The 15,908-nt window shown below is 69.9% G+C and carries 10 protein-coding genes; 7 read left to right on the plus strand and 3 right to left on the minus strand.

The window, feature by feature from the left end:
- Positions 1–24 precede the first annotated feature (24 nt).
- Positions 25–813: an enoyl-CoA hydratase/isomerase family protein gene (locus tag ACYVP9_RS00455; RefSeq protein WP_460602717.1), complete on the plus strand. Its 789-nt coding sequence runs from the start codon at positions 25–27 to the stop codon at positions 811–813.
- Here ACYVP9_RS00455 and ACYVP9_RS00460 read toward each other — a convergent pair.
- Positions 810–2,153, minus strand: coding sequence for a dicarboxylate/amino acid:cation symporter (locus tag ACYVP9_RS00460; RefSeq protein WP_460604256.1), 1,344 nt, complete (start codon positions 2,151–2,153; stop codon positions 810–812). The genes ACYVP9_RS00455 and ACYVP9_RS00460 overlap by 4 nt on opposite strands.
- 149 nt (positions 2,154–2,302) lie before the next feature.
- Positions 2,303–5,212, minus strand: a complete 2,910-nt coding sequence (ppc, locus tag ACYVP9_RS00465) for a phosphoenolpyruvate carboxylase (RefSeq protein ID WP_460602718.1) — start codon at positions 5,210–5,212, stop codon at positions 2,303–2,305.
- On the opposite strand from ppc, the gene galE reads away from it, so the two are divergent.
- The 4 genes from galE (at position 5,211) to ACYVP9_RS00485 (ending at position 10,804) form a co-directional block, all read left to right on the plus strand.
- On the plus strand, positions 5,211–6,179 hold the full coding sequence (gene galE / locus ACYVP9_RS00470; RefSeq protein ID WP_460602719.1) for an NAD-dependent epimerase/dehydratase family protein: 969 nt from the start codon (positions 5,211–5,213) through the stop codon (positions 6,177–6,179). The two genes, ppc and galE, sit on opposite strands and share 2 nt — an antisense overlap.
- 625 nt (positions 6,180–6,804) lie before the next feature.
- Entirely contained in the window at positions 6,805–8,316 is a 1,512-nt protein-coding gene (locus tag ACYVP9_RS00475; RefSeq protein WP_460602720.1) for a sugar transferase, read from the plus strand.
- 70 nt (positions 8,317–8,386) lie between these two features.
- Complete coding sequence (locus tag ACYVP9_RS00480; protein ID WP_460602721.1) at positions 8,387–9,631, plus strand: glycosyltransferase family protein; 1,245 nt, start codon at positions 8,387–8,389, stop codon at positions 9,629–9,631.
- 6 nt (positions 9,632–9,637) lie between these two features.
- On the plus strand, positions 9,638–10,804 hold the full coding sequence (locus tag ACYVP9_RS00485; protein ID WP_460602722.1) for a glycosyltransferase family 4 protein: 1,167 nt from the start codon (positions 9,638–9,640) through the stop codon (positions 10,802–10,804).
- Positions 10,805–10,885: 81 nt separating this feature from the next.
- Here ACYVP9_RS00485 and ACYVP9_RS00490 read toward each other — a convergent pair whose 3' ends face one another.
- Positions 10,886–11,320 carry a hypothetical protein gene (locus tag ACYVP9_RS00490; RefSeq protein WP_460602723.1) on the minus strand — a complete coding sequence of 145 codons (435 nt, stop codon included), beginning with the start codon at positions 11,318–11,320 and terminating at the stop codon, positions 10,886–10,888.
- On the opposite strand from ACYVP9_RS00490, the gene ACYVP9_RS00495 reads away from it, so the two are divergent.
- Both ACYVP9_RS00495 and ACYVP9_RS00500 read left to right on the plus strand, forming a co-directional pair.
- Complete coding sequence (locus ACYVP9_RS00495; protein ID WP_460602724.1) at positions 11,313–11,657, plus strand: DUF4352 domain-containing protein; 345 nt, start codon at positions 11,313–11,315, stop codon at positions 11,655–11,657. The genes ACYVP9_RS00490 and ACYVP9_RS00495 overlap by 8 nt on opposite strands.
- Positions 11,654–15,892: a LamG-like jellyroll fold domain-containing protein gene (locus ACYVP9_RS00500; protein WP_460602725.1), complete on the plus strand. Its 4,239-nt coding sequence runs from the start codon at positions 11,654–11,656 to the stop codon at positions 15,890–15,892. The genes ACYVP9_RS00495 and ACYVP9_RS00500 overlap by 4 nt, the downstream gene beginning before the upstream one ends.
- Positions 15,893–15,908 lie beyond the last annotated feature (16 nt).

Genomic DNA, 15,908 nt, shown 5'->3' on the forward strand with positions numbered 1-15,908 from the left:
GGAGACGACATCCACAATCACGCCATGTCTCACTGGCGGGTCGACCGGCACGGGCCCATCGTCGTCTGCACGTTCCACCACCCGCCGCGCAACTCGATGACGTTCGCGGCGATGACGGAGCTGCACGGGCTCGTCGAGAAGGTCGCGGCCGACGACTCCGCCACCGCGCTGGTGATCGCGAGCGACGTGCCGGGCTGGTTCGTGCTGCACGGCGACCTCGAGGACCTGGTGAAGCTGGGCCGCGGCGAGCCGGTCGACGGCGACCTGGCGGCCTGGCCCGCCACCCTGACCCTGTTCGAGTCGATGCCGCAGATCGTCGTGGCCGCGATCGACGGACGGGCCGGAGGCGGCGGCCTCGAGATGACCCTGGCCTGCACGATGCGGGTCGTCGGCCCGGACGCGGCGCTGTCGTTCGTCGAGGTGCCCCTGGGTCTCATCCCCGGCGGCGGCGGCACGCAGCGGCTGCCGCGGTTGGTGGGTCCGGGCCGGGCCGCCGAGCTGATCCTGAGCGGACGCACCGTCCGCGGCGACGAGGCGGTCACCGTCGGGCTCGCCGAGCACCACGTCGCCGACGGCCCCTTCCTCGACGGCGTGCTGGCCTGGCTCGCCCCGATCGCCGCCCGCCCGGCGGGCGCGCTGGCCGCCGCGAAGCGGGCGATCCTGGACGGCCTCGCCCTGCCGCTGGACGAGGGCCTGGCCCGGGAGGCGGAACTCGTCGGACCGTTGCTGGTGGGCGAGCAGGCGCAGACGTTGATGGCCGGGGCGATCGCGAAGTACGCGACCACCCCGGCCGATCAGGACGTCGAGCTCTAGGCCGGCTGCAGCTCCCTCTCCTCGAGCCGCGCGCGGCCCTCGCCGAGCACGTCCGAACGTCTGGCGTCGTAGCGCACCCGGTCGAGGATGCCCTCGCGCGCCGAGACGATGACCGGCACCAGTGCCTGTCCCGCGACGTTGGTGGCCGTGCGCACCATGTCGAGGATCGGGTCGATGGCCAGCAGCAGCCCGGCGCCCTCGAGGGGGAGGCCCAAGGTCGACAGCGTCAGCGTGAGCATGACGAGCGCTCCGGTGAGCCCGGCGGTGGCGGCGGACCCGACCACGGACACGAACGCGATGAGCACGTAGTCGGTGAACGACAGGTCCACGCCGAACACCTCGGCGACGAAGATCGCCGAGATCGCGGGGTAGATCGCCGCGCAGCCGTCCATCTTGGTGGTGGCGCCGAGCGGGACGGCGAAGGACGCGTACTCCTGCGGCACGCCGAGGTTGCGGGTCGTGACCTCCTGCGTGACCGGCAGCGTGCCGATGGACGAGCGGGACACGAAGCCCAGCGTGATCGCGGGCCAGGCGCCCGAGAGGAACCGCATCGGGCTCAGGCCGTGCAGGCGCAGCAGCAGCGGGTACACGCCGAAGAGCACGAGCGCGCAGCCGATGTAGATGTCCGCGGTGAACAGCGCGAGCGGGCGCAGCAGGTCCCAGCCGTAGGTGGCCACCGACTTGCCGATCAGGCCGGCGGTGCCGATCGGGGCGAGCCGGATCACCCACCACAGCGCCTTCTGGACGATCTCGAGCGTCGACTCGACGAAGCCGAGGAAGGGTCTGGCCTTCTCGCCGACGGCGAGGGCGGCCGCCCCGAGGGCGATGCCGATGACGACGAGCTGCAACACGTTGAACGACAGGTCGGTGGTCGTCACGCCGCCCTCGGTCGAGGTCGACGCCTCGAGGCCGAGCACATTGGTCGGCACCAGCCCGGTGAGGAAGTCGGTCCACGAACCGGTGGTCCCCGGCGCCGTCGCGCCCGAGGTCGACAGCCCGGTGTGCCGGCCGGGTTGCGTGATCAGCCCGATCGCACCGCCGATCACGACGGCGATCAACGCGGTGACGGCGAACCACATGATCGTGCGGGCGGCGAGCCGCGCGGCGTTGGCCACCTGCCCGAGCCGGGACACCGACACGATGAGCGCGGTGACCACCAGAGGCACGACCGCGGTGCGCAGCAGGCTCACGAACACCGACCCGATCTGGGTCAGCGTCTCCTCGAGCCAGGCGACGTCCCACTGCCGGGCGACGAGACCCAGCAGGGCACCCACCAGCAGGCCCAGCAGGGTCTGGCCCCAGAAGGGCACGCGGTTGACGGTCTTGACGAACGAGCGCAGGGCGGACGGATTGTCCGTCCGCTCGACGGCGTCGGAACTCACGAGCGGTCCTCGATCGGATCGGCGGAAAAGGGTCCGGTGGCACAGCACCGGACGAACCGGGCTTTGTTCCCGATCCGGTAAATCCTACCGATCCGATCGAGAAGGTGTCAGCCGGTGTTCCGCAGCCCCGCCGCCACGCCGTTGATGGTGAGCAGCAGGGCGCGCCGCAGCTCGGGGGACACCTCGCCCCCGTCCTCGGACGCCTCGCGCACCCGGGCCAGCAGGTCGACCTGCAGGTAGGAGATCGGGTCCAGGTAGGCGTCGCGCACGGCGAGCGTGCGTTGCAGCACGGGGGAGTCGTCGAGCAGCTGCCGCTCGCCGGTGACCCGGAGGACCTCGGCGACCGTGCGCTCGTGTTCCTCGCGGACGGTGTCGAAGACGTGACGCAGCTGCGACGGCACGAGCGCGTCGACGTAGTGCGACGCGATCTCGAGGTCGGTCTTGGCCAGCGTCATCTCGACGTTCGACACGAAGGTGCGGAAGAAGTGCCACCCCTGGTGCATCTCGGTGAGCACGTCGCCGAGGCCGGCCGCCCGCGCTGCGGCCAGGCCCGTGCCGACGCCGAACCAGCCGGGGACGATCTGCCGCGATTGCGTCCAGCCGAAGACCCACGGGATCGCCCGCAGCCCCTCGAGCCCCGCCCCGGACGACGGCCGCTTCGCCGGACGGGACCCGATGTTGAGCAGCCCGAGCTGCTCGACGGGGGTGGCCACGACGAAGTACTCGGCGAGGTCGGGGTCGTCGACGAAGCCGCGGTACGCCTCGTACGCGGCGTCGCTGACGAGCGTCATGCACTCGTCCCACTGCTGCAGCTGCGCCATCGGCTGGCGCGGCGAGCGGTGCAGCACCGACGCGCGCAGCGTCGCCCCGAGCGTGAGTTCGAGGTTCTCGCGGGCGAGCTCGGGCAGGCCGTACTTGTCGGAGATGACCTCGCCCTGCTCGGTGAACTTGATCTCGCCGTCGAGCACGCCGTAGGGCTGCGCCAGGATCGAGTCGTAGGTGGGGCCGCCGCCGCGGCCGACGGTGCCGCCCCGGCCGTGGAACAGCCGCAGTCGCACCCCGTGCCGGGCGGCGACGTCGCGCAGCGTGCGCTGGGCGCGGTGGATCTCCCACTGGGACGTCGCGATGCCCGCCTGCTTGTTCGAGTCGGAGTAGCCGAGCATGACCTCCTGGACGTCGCCGCGCAGCGAGACGATCAGGCGGTAGGTCGGGTCGGACAGCAGGTCGTCGAGCACCTCGCCGGCCTTGCGCAGTTCGTCGACGGTCTCGAGCAGGGGCACGAAGCCGATGCGTGCGAAGGGGGTGCGGGACGGGTCCTCGCCGCCGACCGCGCCGTGCACGTCGAGCAGGCCGGCCTCGCGCGCGAGCACCACCGGCGCGAGCACGTCGTCGGCGCCGCGGGTCATCGAGACGATGTAGCTCTCGACGACTCCGTCGCCGTAGGTGTCGAGGGCACGGCGGATCTCCGTGAACACCGCGAACGTCTTCGCGCCCGCCTCGTCGAGCGGCGGCGGGGTGGGTGCGAGCGGACGCCGTGAGCGCAGCTCGCGCGACAGCAGGCGCATCCGGTAGTCGCGCGGGACGTCGGCGTACAGCCACGTCTCCTCGACCAGGCGGTCGACGAGCTGGCCGACGGCGTGGTGATGCGCGTCGGCGTGCTCGCGGACGTCCATCGTCGCCAGGTGCAGGCCGAAGACCGACACCATGCGCTCGACCCGGGCGAGCAACCCGTCAGCGATGAGACCACCCGCGTTGGCGCGCAACGAGGCACCGATCAACGCGAGCTCGGCCAGCAATTGCGCAGATCCGAGATAATCGTGCCCGGGCCGGTGCGGCAGCTCGTCGTCGACCCGGCGGCGGGTGTTGGCGATCTTGGCCTTGATGCACGTCAGTTTCAGGCGGTACGGCTCGGTCGTGTTGAGCGTGACGAGGCGCGGGTCGATGTCGAGCACGCCGAGGTCGGCCTCGGTCGAGGCCAGCAGCTCGGGCGACGCCGCGACGACCGCGGTCGACGACGACAGCTCGGCGATGAGCGCGTCGAGCGCCTGGTCGACGGTGCGCGCGGCGATGTGGTGCTGCATGCGCAGCACCTCGCGCGTCACCGCGGCGGTGACGTTCGGGTTGCCGTCGCGGTCGCCACCGATCCACGTGCCGAACGACAGGGGTTGGGCGTCGGCGGGCAGCTCGACACCGTGCCGGCGGGTCTCGGCGGCGAGGTCGGCGGCGAGGTCGGGCAGCGTGTCTGCGGCGAGGTCCTGCAGGTAGTAGACGACGTTGCGCGCCTCGTCCGCCGGCGTCGGACGGTTCTGCCGCAGCTCGTCCGTCTGCCACACCAGGTCGACCAGCTCGGCGAGCGTGCGGTCCTGCCGGGCCCGGCGCGCGCTCCCCGATTCGGTCTCGTCGCCCAGCACGTCGGCGATCCGGCGCAGCTTGGTGAGGATCGACCTGCGGCTGGCCTCGGTCGGGTGCGCGGTGAAGACCGGGCGGACGGCCAGGCCGGTGAGCGCGTCGCGCAAACCGGAGGCACCCTTGTCCGCCGCGACGTCGGCGACCGCGCGCGACAGCCAGCCCTCGTCGTCGGGACGGTCGCGCAGGCCGCGGACGCGGTGCACCTGCTCGCTGATGTTGGCGAGGTGGAAGTAGGCCGCGAACGCCCGCACGAGCACGATGGCCGTGGCGATCGGCTGCTGCGCGAGCAGCGCGCGCACCTCGTCGGTGGCGGTGCGGTCACCGCTCTTGCTGCGCTTGGTGAGCGCACGGACCTGCTCGACGAGATCGAGGGCGTCCTGACCCTGCTGCCGCACCAGTGATTCACCCAGCAGGGTGCCCACCCGGCGCACGTCCGCGCGCAGCTGCGCGTCGTCGTTGCGGTCGGTCCAGCCGAGCTCGCCGTCGGCGATGTCGGGTACGACGGGGGCGGGCGGTGCGTCGTGTGTCACGTGACGATCCTTGCGTACCGGACGACGCCGTGCGGACGCCCCGGCCGGTTCACGCCGTCGGGTAGCGTCGCCGCTCATGCGTGTTCTGGTCACCGGCGGCGCGGGGTACATCGGCAGCGCCGTATCGGCGAGGTTGTTGGCGGACGGGCACGAGGTGGTCGTCGTCGACGATCTCTCCACCGGCCACGCCGACGCGGTGCCGCCGGGAGCGGCCTTCCACGAGCTGTCCATCGCGGCGCTCGACCCGGTGCTCGGCGACTGGAACATCGACGCGGTGATCCACTTCGCCGCCAAGTCGCTGGTCGGCGAGTCGGTCACCCAGCCCGCCGCGTACTGGCGCAACAACGTGGTGGGCACCGTGGCGCTGCTCGAGTCGCTGCGGGCACACGGCGTCGGTCGCATCGTGTTCTCCTCGAGTGCGGCCACCTACGGCGTGCCCGAGCAGCAGCCGATCCGCGAGGACGCCCCCGCCCGTCCCGGCAACCCGTACGGCGCCAGCAAGCTGGCCATCGACCTCGCGCTCACCGACTACGCGCAGGCCTACGACCTGGCGGCGATCAGCCTGCGCTACTTCAACGTCGCCGGCGCGTACGAGACGGCCTCGGGCGACTGGTACGGCGAGCGCCACGACACCGAGACGCACCTGATCCCCAACGCGCTGAAGGCGCTGTCGGGCGACGGTGCGCCGCCGATGAAGCTGTTCGGCACCGACTACCCGACCGACGACGGCACCTGCGTGCGCGACTACATCCACGTCGTCGACCTCGCGGACGCCCACGTGCGTGCGCTCTCGGCGGGCGCGCCCGGCCGCCACGAGATCGTGAACCTGGGATCGGGCACCGGGTACTCCGTCCGGCAGGTGCTCGAAACCATCGGCAGCGTCACGGGGACGCCCGTGCCGGTGGAGGAGGGCCCGCGTCGCGCGGGCGACCCGCCGGTGCTCGTGGCCGCGAACGACAAGGCGGCCGACCTGCTGGGCTGGCGACCCGAACGTGACCTCGAGGCGATGGTCGTCGACGCGTGGAGCTTCCACCGGCGGGCGTGACCCGGGACCGCTTGCGAGCGTACGGACGGGGACCTCGCGGTCCCTGGCGTCACGATGCGCGATTTTGGTTCAATGAGCGAAGGTGAGATCGGGGGATTTCGTGACACGCGGCGACGGCGCCCGAGTGCCGGAGCCGTCAGGTATTGCCTGCGCGTGGCGTTTCGGGCGCCGTGACGGCGCGTGGGCTGCCGCAGAGGGCGGCGTCGCACCAGACGCACGTCCTCGGCATCGCCTCCGGGCGACCCGATGGCGGCGCGGGGCCTACTGACACTCCGTTCCCCCCGGCGTGTGGTGGCTCCGCGCCGTCAGCCGAACTTAGCAGCCATTTCACTTCGCGTCGCGCCGAACCGCGTGTCACGGAAAGGCGGGGTCGGGCGCGTCACGGCAGGACGAACGTCCCGCGAACTCGGCGTGTCGCAGCCTTTCCGCGATCCCGGTTTGGCTGCGGCGCCAAACCTCGATATAACAGGGGGACGTCGAGTTGATCGTCGGCTGGGGGGCCGATGACCGGGTTGGGGAGCCACTTCTCGGCGTGAATCGGGGGATTCACATGATTTCTGGTAGCCGTTCGGCTGCCGTGGGGGAGACCGGCGCGCCCGTGCGCGTGCAGCGTGACACCACGCTCGTGGCCGTACCTGCCACGTCCGGCCCCACCTCGGCACTGACCGAACCCGACGCACGTCCGTCGGCGCCCGTTGCGCCGCCGGCGCCGCTGCCCTTCGAACTGTCGTCGGGCCCGCACACGCCACGTCGCGACCTCTACCCGCTCGTGCTCGCAGGTCTGGACCTGCTGGTCGGCCTCGGCGCCGTGCAGCTGGCGTTCCTGTTCAACGGCACCGCGACGGGGCGCGCCGATCTCGTCTTCGGCGTGCTGCTGCCGATCGCGTGGCTGGTCGCCACCGTCGGCAACGGCGGGTACGAGCGTCGTTTCGTCGGCGCCGGCAACGACGAGTTCGCGCGCATCTTCCGCGCCTTCCTCTACGTCACCGTGGCCACCGTCTTCGGCACCTACCTCACGGGGGTGAACCTCACCCGCGGTGTCGTCGTGCCGGCGCTGGCGCTCACGCTGGCGATGGTCGCCGTCGGCCGGTACGCCGCCCGCAAGGTGCTGCACCGCCGGCGCACGCGCGGCAATTCGCTGACGCCGGTCATCGCCGTCGGCAGCGCCGACGCGATCGCCGATTTCGCGATGCTGCTGCGCCGCGAGCGGTACGCCGGGCTCGAGGTCGTCGGCGCCTGCCCCGTCGGGCCGGTCGCGCAGCGCTCGGCCGCGCAGCTCGACGACCTGGGCGTCGGCAACTTCGGTCCCGTCGACGACATCGCCGACGTGGTGCGCGCGTTCGACGCGCCCACCGTGGCCGTCCTGTCCGGGGCCGTCGGCGCGGGCCACCTGCGCAGGATCGCGTGGAGCCTCGAGGGCACACGCGCCAACCTGGCCGTGTCGCCCGGTCTCGCCGAGCTCGGCGGACGCCGCATGCACGTGCAGCCGGCCGCCGGCCTGCCGCTGCTGCACATCGACGAGCCGCGCTTCACCGGCTTCGGCCGGGTCGTGAAGGGCGCCTTCGACCGCGCCGTCGCCGCGCTGGCGCTCACGCTGCTCAGCCCGCTGCTGATGGGCATCGCGCTCGTCATCCGCACCACGAGCCGGGGGCCGGCGTTCTTCCGGCAGACCCGGGTGGGTCGCAACGGCCGCGAGTTCACCATGTGGAAGTTCCGCACCATGGTCGTCGACGCCGAGGCGCGGCTGGCCGATCTCGTGGGGGCGGACGACGGCAACGGCGTGCTGTTCAAGATGAAGCAGGATCCGCGCGTCACCCGGGTCGGCCGGCTGCTGCGCCGGGTGTCGCTCGACGAGCTGCCGCAGCTGATCAACGTGCTCACCGGCTCGATGTCGCTGGTCGGGCCGCGCCCGCCGCTGCCGTCCGAGGTCGAGCGCTACCACAACGACGCCCGCCGGCGGCTGCTCGTCAAGCCCGGCATGACCGGCCTCTGGCAGATCAGCGGACGCAGCAACCTGTCGTGGGAGGAGTCGATCCGGCTCGACCTGCGCTACGTCGAGTACTGGTCGCTGTCACTGGATCTCGTCGTGCTCTGGAAGACGATGCGCGCGGTCGTCCGCGCCGAAGGCGCTTTCTGACACAGCGGAGAGCGCAGCACGACGGCCTGCGGGGGCAGGCGCACATCGTAAGGAATTCGGGGGAATTCACGTGAAGATCGCACTGGTGGGTACTCGAGGCGTTCCGGCTCGGTACGGCGGCTTCGAGACCTGCGTCGACGAGGTCGGCAGGCGGCTCGTCAAGGCGGGGCACGAGGTCGTCGTCTACTGCCGCACGGCCGACGGCGAGGACCGCCCGACCGAGTACGAGGGCATGCAGTTGGTGCACCTGCCCGCCGTCCGCAAGAAGTCGCTCGAGACCCTGAGCCACACGGCGCTGTCTGTGCTGCACCAGATGCTGCGCCCGGCCGACGCCGCGATCGTCTTCAACGCCGCGAACTCACCCTTCCTGCCGCTGCTGCGTGCCCGCCGCATCCCCGTCGCCACCCACGTCGACGGTCTCGAGTGGCGCCGTTCCAAGTGGCAGGGCGCGGGTCGCGCCTACTACCGCAACGCCGAGTCGCTGGCGGTCAAGTGGTCCGACGCGTTGATCGCCGACGCGCAGGGCATCGCCGACTACTACCGCGACGAGTTCGGCGCCGACACCGAGCAGATCGCCTACGGCGCACCGCTGCTGGTCGACGCCGGACGTGAGCGCATTCTCGAGTACGGCCTGAGCCGCCGCGGCTACCACCTCGTCGTCGCACGCTTCGAGCCCGAGAACCACGTGCACACGATCGTCGAGGGGTACCGCCGCAGTTCGGCGACGAAGCCGCTCGTCGTCGTCGGTTCCGCGCCGTACGCCGACGAGTACACCCGCCGCCTGCACGAACTGGCCGACGACCGCGTCCGCTTCCTCGGCGGCGTGTGGGACCAGGACCTGCTCGACGAGCTGTACGCGAACAGCGCGACGTACCTGCACGGCCACTCGGTCGGCGGCACGAACCCCTCGCTGTTGCGTGCGATGGGTTCGGCGGCGCCGACCATCGCTCTCGACGTGGTCTTCAACCGTGAGGTGCTCACCGGCACCGGCCGTTACTTCCGCGACGCCGAGGGCGTCCGGGCCGAGATCGAGCGCGCCGAGGCGCGCCCGAGCGAGACGATCGCCCGCGGACTCGCGTCGCAGGTCGCCGCCCGCCGGTACGACTGGGACGACGTCGCCGACAAGTACGAGGCCCTGTGCCGCCGTCTCGCCTCGCGCGAGCTGCGTCGCGGCCCGCGCGGGGTCCGTCCGACCGGGCGTCGCAACGGCATCGTCGTGGCGCCCCCGGCGACCGGCGACGCTCCGAAGGCGGCCTCCGTCAGTTGGTCTCCGGACGCGGTGGCGGATGAATCCGTCATGCCCAAGGCGGGCTGACCGGCGTTGGCGGCAGCCGCGCCGATGGCCATGAACGGGACGCGCGTCCTGATCGCTCACCCGTCCGCGGACGTGTACGGCTCGGACCTGCAGGTCGCCGAGTCGATCGCAGGGCTGCGGTCAGCGGGCTGCCACGTTTCGCTCCATCTGCCCGAGGACGGGCCGCTTCTCGAACGGGTGACAGGCGCGGAGACGCGAATCGAACCATTTCTCGTGCTGCGCAAATCGCTTCTTCGCCCGCGCGGCCTGCTGTCCCTTCCCCTGCTGATTCTGCGCGATGTCGTGAGACTCCTGCGCCGCATTCGTCATGAACGACCCGACGTGGTCTACGTCAACACCGTCACGATCCCGCTGTGGGTCATCGCGGCGTGGATTCTTCGCGTGCCGGTCATGGTGCACGTGCACGAGGCGGAGGGGGCGGCGAGTTCCGTGCCGCGCGTCATCCGCACGGCGCTGGGCCTTCCGCTGCTGCTCGCACGGTCGGTGGTCGCCAACAGTCGGGCGTCTGCTGATGTGCTGTTTGAGACAGCCCCGCGACTGCGGCGCAAGACGACCGTCGTCTACAACGGTGTGCCGGACAGGGGGCCCTGTGACCCGGAACGTTCGACGGCCGGTCGCGTAGTACTGGTCGGCCGCCTGTCGCCACGGAAGGGCACCGATATCGCCCTCGAGGCCGTGGCGCTGCTTCGTCGCACCAGGCGGGACGTCACGCTCGACATCTGCGGCACCGCGTACGAAGGCTACGAGTGGTTCGAGAAGCAGTTGACTGACCGCGCGTCCCTTCCAGACCTTGCCGGAGCAGTGACCTTTCTCGGCTATGTCAACCCGACGACCGATGCGCTGGAACGAGCGGCGGTCGTGGTCGTGCCCTCCCGTGCTGAGCCGTTCGGAAACACGGCCGTGGAAGCGCAGCTCGCACGGCGACCGGTCGTCGCCTCTGCGGTCCAGGGGCTCGCGGAGGTGGTCCAGCATCGGCAGACCGGGCTTCTGGTGCCCACCGACGATGCCGAAGCGCTCGCCGGGGCGATTGCCGAGGTGTTGGACGATGTCCAGAATGCGGCTCGCCTGGCCGAGAACGGTCGCGAGTCGGCGCGTGCCCGTTTCTCGGTCACCCGCTACAGGTCGGACATCAACGCGTGCGTCCTCCGGCTTGCGCATCGACAGGACGTCTGACTGCCGACCGACTTGGTCGAAAGCCCTCATTTCAGGGACCTATGGCGATCCGTTCCGACTGGCGAGCCCGTGAGTTTCGGGTTATGTTTCACGGGTCGATCCGCGTGGGGGACTCGGATCGAACGATGTCTTTCGGGGGAAAATCATCATGGCGGTGCAAACCGCGTCATCTGCGCTCACGCGCGTCGCAACCTGGTGCATGGTCACCTGCGCTGCGGCAACTCTGGTCGCCGGGTGCACCAGCGACAGCCGCCCGGCCAGCAGTTCGGCCGCGCAGGGGTCTGTAGCGGGCTCTTCTTCCGTGGTGCCGACCCCGGGCGTTCCGCCTTTGTCGTCCGGTCCCGCAACAGGGTCGGCGACCAAGCCCACGCGCTCCTCGGCTTCCTCGCCCCCCTCGACTTCGCGGACCTCACGGACCAGAGGGACGATCGACGAGACCCTGTCGCCGAAGTCGGTCGCGACGCGTCCCGTGGTCGGACTCGACCAGCCGTCATCGGTCGACTCGGCAGTGCGCATCTCGCTTCCCGCGATCCGTTCGACCAAGGTGAGCGCGAACGGACCCGGTGAAATCGCCGGTGCCGCGTTGGCGGTGACGATCGGCGTACAGAACCGTTCGGGTCGCTCGCTCGACCTGGGGTCGGCTTCTGTGGAACTGGTCGATTCGGAGGGACAGGTAGGTACGCCGACGACCGAGGCGCCCGCGAAGGCACTGCCCGAAACCGTGGTAGCCGGCGCCACGGCCCGCGGCGTCTACGTATTCGTCGTACCCGCGAGCCGGCGCTCGCGGGTGGACATCTTCGTCAGTTATTCCGCCGGCGCACCCGTTGCGCACTTCCGCGGAGCAGCAGCATGAACCGGGGGAACGTCATGCACATCAAGTCGCTCAACACACGCCGCGGGTGGACCGCGCTCACGGCTGCCGTAGCGGTCGTCGGGAGCATGCTGGTCGCCCCAGCGGTCGCCGCCGCTGCTCCGACGGACAACAACCCACCTCCGGTACAACAGCGCAACGCCAAGACGGTGACGGCGGATCCGCTTCCCACCGTCCAGATCGACAGCGGTGTCGTCTGGTCGCAGGCGATCGTCGGGAACACGGTGTACGCCGGCGGTTCGTTCACCAATGCCCGTCCCGCCGGCGCGGCGCCGGGTACGAACCTGACCCCGCGCTCCAACCTTCTTGCCTACGACATCCGTACCGGTGACCTCGTCAACTCGTTCGGGCCGGTCTTGAACGGCCAGGTCAAGGTCGTGCGCAAGTCGCCGGACGGCTCGCGCATCTACGTCGGTGGCTCCTTCAAGACGGTGAACGGCATTCCGCACGCGAACCTCGCCGCGTTCAGCACGGCGACGGGCCAGCTGATCGACACCTTCAAGGCCCAAGTCGGCGGTTCGTACGTCAACGCTATCGCCGTGACCAACAACGCGGTCTACGTCGGCGGGCTGGTCGCGGCCGCCAACGGCATCGCCCGCAAGAACATGGCTGCGTTCGACCTGAACGGCAAGCCTCTCGGGTGGGCGCCGACCGCGGACCTGCAGGTCGACTCGATGGTGGTCACGCCGAAGGCCGACAAACTCATCGTGGGCGGCCGCTTCACTCTCATCAACGGTGCGACGCAGCGCGGCCTTGCCGCCCTGTCACTGGTCGACGGCTCCGTCCTTCCCTGGGCGGCGCCCGCCACAGTGGTCAACGGCAACACGGCGGGTCGTGCGGGCATCTACTCGCTGAGCGCAGACGCCAACGCCGTCTACGGCACCGGCTGGGTCTACGCCGACGTCGCCGCCGGAAACCTCGAGGGCAGTTTCTCGGCGGACCCGGACAGCGGGAACATCAAGTGGCTCGAGGACTGTCACGGCGACACGTACGACTCCTATTCGGACGGCACCAACGTCTACGAGGTGAGCCACAAGCACGATTGCTCAGGCGTCGGGGGCTACCCGCAGAAGGACCCGGCCCCGGGCAACATGCGCCACGCCTCCGCTTTCACCGCGGCGACCGAGGGCACCCTCACGCGCTCGGACAATGTGAACGGCATCTATAAGGACTGGAGCGGTCAACCCGCCCCGGCAATGATCAACTGGTTCCCCGACTTCGTGACCGGCACCGCGACCGGCCAGGGGCAGGCGGCGTGGACCGTGACCGGCAATGGCACGTACGTCGCGATGGGCGGCGAGTTCCCGTACGTGAACGGGCAGCGGCAGCAGGGTCTCGTTCGCTTCGGAGTTCAGTCGGTTTCGGGGTCGACCGGCGAGGGCCCGCGACTCTCCGGTGACCGGTGGGTGTCGTCGGCGCTGTCTGTCTCGGCCGGCAAGGCGCGCATCTCGATTCCGCGCAACTACGACCGCGACGATCTCAATCTGACCTACCAGCTCAAGCGCACCGGCACGGCCGATCCGGTGTACACCACGAGTCAGGCCTCGCCTTTCTGGAACCAGTCGACCCTGTCCTTCACTGACAGTGGTCTCACGCCCGGCTCGACGTACACCTACCAGTGGATCGCCAGCGACGCCGACGGCAACATCGCGCGGAGCAACCCCGTCTCGGTGACCGTGTCGAGCGCGACATTGAGCAACTATGCGAACACCGTTCTCGACGACGGCGCGATCCACTACTGGCGCCTCGGGGAGCAGTCGGGTTCCACGTCGTACGACTACGCGACCGGCGAGGACCTGACCACGAACTCCGGTGTGACCCGTGGCGCCGCCGGAGCGGTGAACGGAGACAGCGACCTGGCGTCGAAGTTCGACGGCTCCACCAGCGGTTTCGGATTCGATCCGGTCGCGACTCCGGGCCCGAACACCTTCACCACGGAGGCTTGGTTCCGGACGACGTCGACGACTGGCGGGAAGATCGTCAGCTTCGGCGACCGCACCACGGGTAACAGCGGCAATTACGACCGCCACATCTACATGGACCCGTCGGGTCGGGTGTACTTCGGCGTCTACAACAATGCGTCGTACACCGTGAACACTGCGAACGCGCTCAACGACGGGCAGTGGCACTACGTGGTGGGCACGATGGCCCCGACGGGCATCGTCCTCTACGTCGATGGCAAGCGCATCGGCGCCAACAACGGCACCAGCGTTGCCCAGAGCTATACGGGTTACTGGCGCGTCGGCGGTGACAGCCCCTGGTCCGGCAACGGATACTTCAACGGGGCGATCGACGAGGTCGCCATCTACGACAGGCCGCTGAACCTCACGCAGGTGCGTCAGCACTACGTGGCCAGCGGTCGATCGCTCGACATCCCGCCGGCGCCGACGGACGCGTACGGCAAGTCGGTCTACCAGGACGCTCCCGACCTCTACTGGCGACTCGACGAGCAGTCGGGTCCGACCGCCGCCGACACCTCTGGAAACGGGGCGTCGGGTGCCTACCAGGGCGGGATCACGTACGGCACGCAGTCGACCGTCACCGGTTTGAACGGGACCGGCGTCACCTTCGACGGCTCGTCCGGAACGATGGGCTCCTCGACGTCCTACGCCAATCCGACGAACTATTCCGAGGAGTTGTGGTTCAAGACGACCACGACCCGGGGCGGCAAGCTCATCGGATTCGGCAACTCGCGCACGGGATTGTCCGGTTCGTACGACCGTCACGTGTTCATGAACGCCAATGGAACGTTGACCTTCGGCACCTACACCGGGCAGCTCAACGAGGCGATCTCGCCCAAGTCTTACAACGACGGTAAGTGGCACCACATGGTGGCGACCCAGGGCTCGGGGGGCATGACGCTCTACGTCGACGGCGACTCCGTCGCGACGAACCCGCAGACCGGTGCCGAGGGTTACACCGGCTACTGGCGCGTCGGTGGCGACAACGCCTGGGACGGCGTCCAGCCCTACTTCCAGGGCGCCATCGACGAGGTCGCGGTCTACCTCAGCGTCTTGACGCCGAGCCAGGTCAAGCAGCATTTCCTGAGCTCGCCGGCATCGGGCAATCGTCCGCCGACGGCGGCCTTCACCCAGAGCGCCAACTTCCTCGACGCGTCGTTCGACGGCACCGCGTCCGCGGACCCGGACGGGTCGGTCGCGTCCTACACCTGGGACTTCGGGGACGGTAGCGCGGCTGGTTCCGGCATCTCGCCGACCCACACGTACGACCAGGCCGGGAGCTATGTCGTGACGCTGACCGTCAAGGACGACGCCGGCGCAGCCGACTCGATCTCGAAGACGGTCACCGTGACGGCGCCGCCGAAGAACGTGCCACCGACCGCTGCGTTCACGACAACCGCGACAGGACTGACGGCGAGTTTCGACAGCAGCGGGTCGTCCGACAGCGACGGCACGATTTCGAGCTACTCCTGGGACTTCGGCGACTCGTCCGCCACGGACACGACTGCCAACCCGCAGCACACCTACGCGGCCAGCGGCACCTACGTCGTCACCCTGACGGTGACCGACGACGACGGTGCCACCGATGTCCACACGGACTCGGTCTCCGTGACCGCGCCGAACGCGAACATCGCCACGGACGCCTTCGATCGGACCGCGACCGGTGGCTGGGGAACAGCCGATGTCGGAGGCGCTTGGTCAATCCCCACGTCGTCCCGCCCGTCCTTCTCCGTCGCGAACGGTGTCGGGACGGTGTCGCTCGCGAAGGCAGGCGCTGGTCCGGGCGCCACGCTCAACGCGACCTCGGCGCGGGATGTTGTCGCGACCACGACGGTGTCCTTCGACTCCGTACCCACAGGCGGCGGCAGCTGGGCGATGGTGGTCGCCCGGTCCTCCACCTCCGGGTACTACTTCCTCAGCGTCAAGGTTCTGCCGTCGTCCACGACGCTGTACCTCAGGAAGGTCGTCGGGCCCGACACGACCACAATCGGTTCTGTCACCCTCCCGCTTACCTACACCGCTGGGAAGAAGCTGAACCTGGCGTTCTCCGTAGTGGGTAGTTCGTCCGCCACACTCGCTGCCAAGGCATGGCCGACGGGCTCGACGGAGCCCGCCACGTGGCAGGTGAGCGGCACCGACACCGAGCCGGCGTTGCAGACGGCGGGCGCGGTGGGTCTGCGGGCTTATCTGTCAGGCAGTTCCACGGTGACGCCGGTCGTCGTCACCTTCGACGACTTCGTCGTGAAGCCGGCGTGAGACACTGATCCCCGGG

The sequence above is a fragment of the Jatrophihabitans fulvus genome (assembly GCF_054781375.1).

Excerpts from the sequence above, each read along its gene's own strand:
- ACYVP9_RS00455 (WP_460602717.1), top strand. The coding sequence starts at position 25 with ATGTCTCACTGGCGGGTCGACCGGCACGGGCCCATCGTCGTCTGCACG.
- galE (WP_460602719.1), top strand. The coding sequence starts at position 5,211 with ATGCGTGTTCTGGTCACCGGCGGCGCGGGGTACATCGGCAGCGCCGTA.
- ppc (WP_460602718.1), bottom strand. The coding sequence starts at position 5,212 with ATGAGCGGCGACGCTACCCGACGGCGTGAACCGGCCGGGGCGTCCGCA.
- ACYVP9_RS00490 (WP_460602723.1), bottom strand. The coding sequence starts at position 11,320 with ATGCGCACTGCCGAGTCGACCGATGACGGCTGGTCGAGTCCGACCACG.
- ACYVP9_RS00500 (WP_460602725.1), top strand. The coding sequence starts at position 11,654 with ATGAACCGGGGGAACGTCATGCACATCAAGTCGCTCAACACACGCCGC.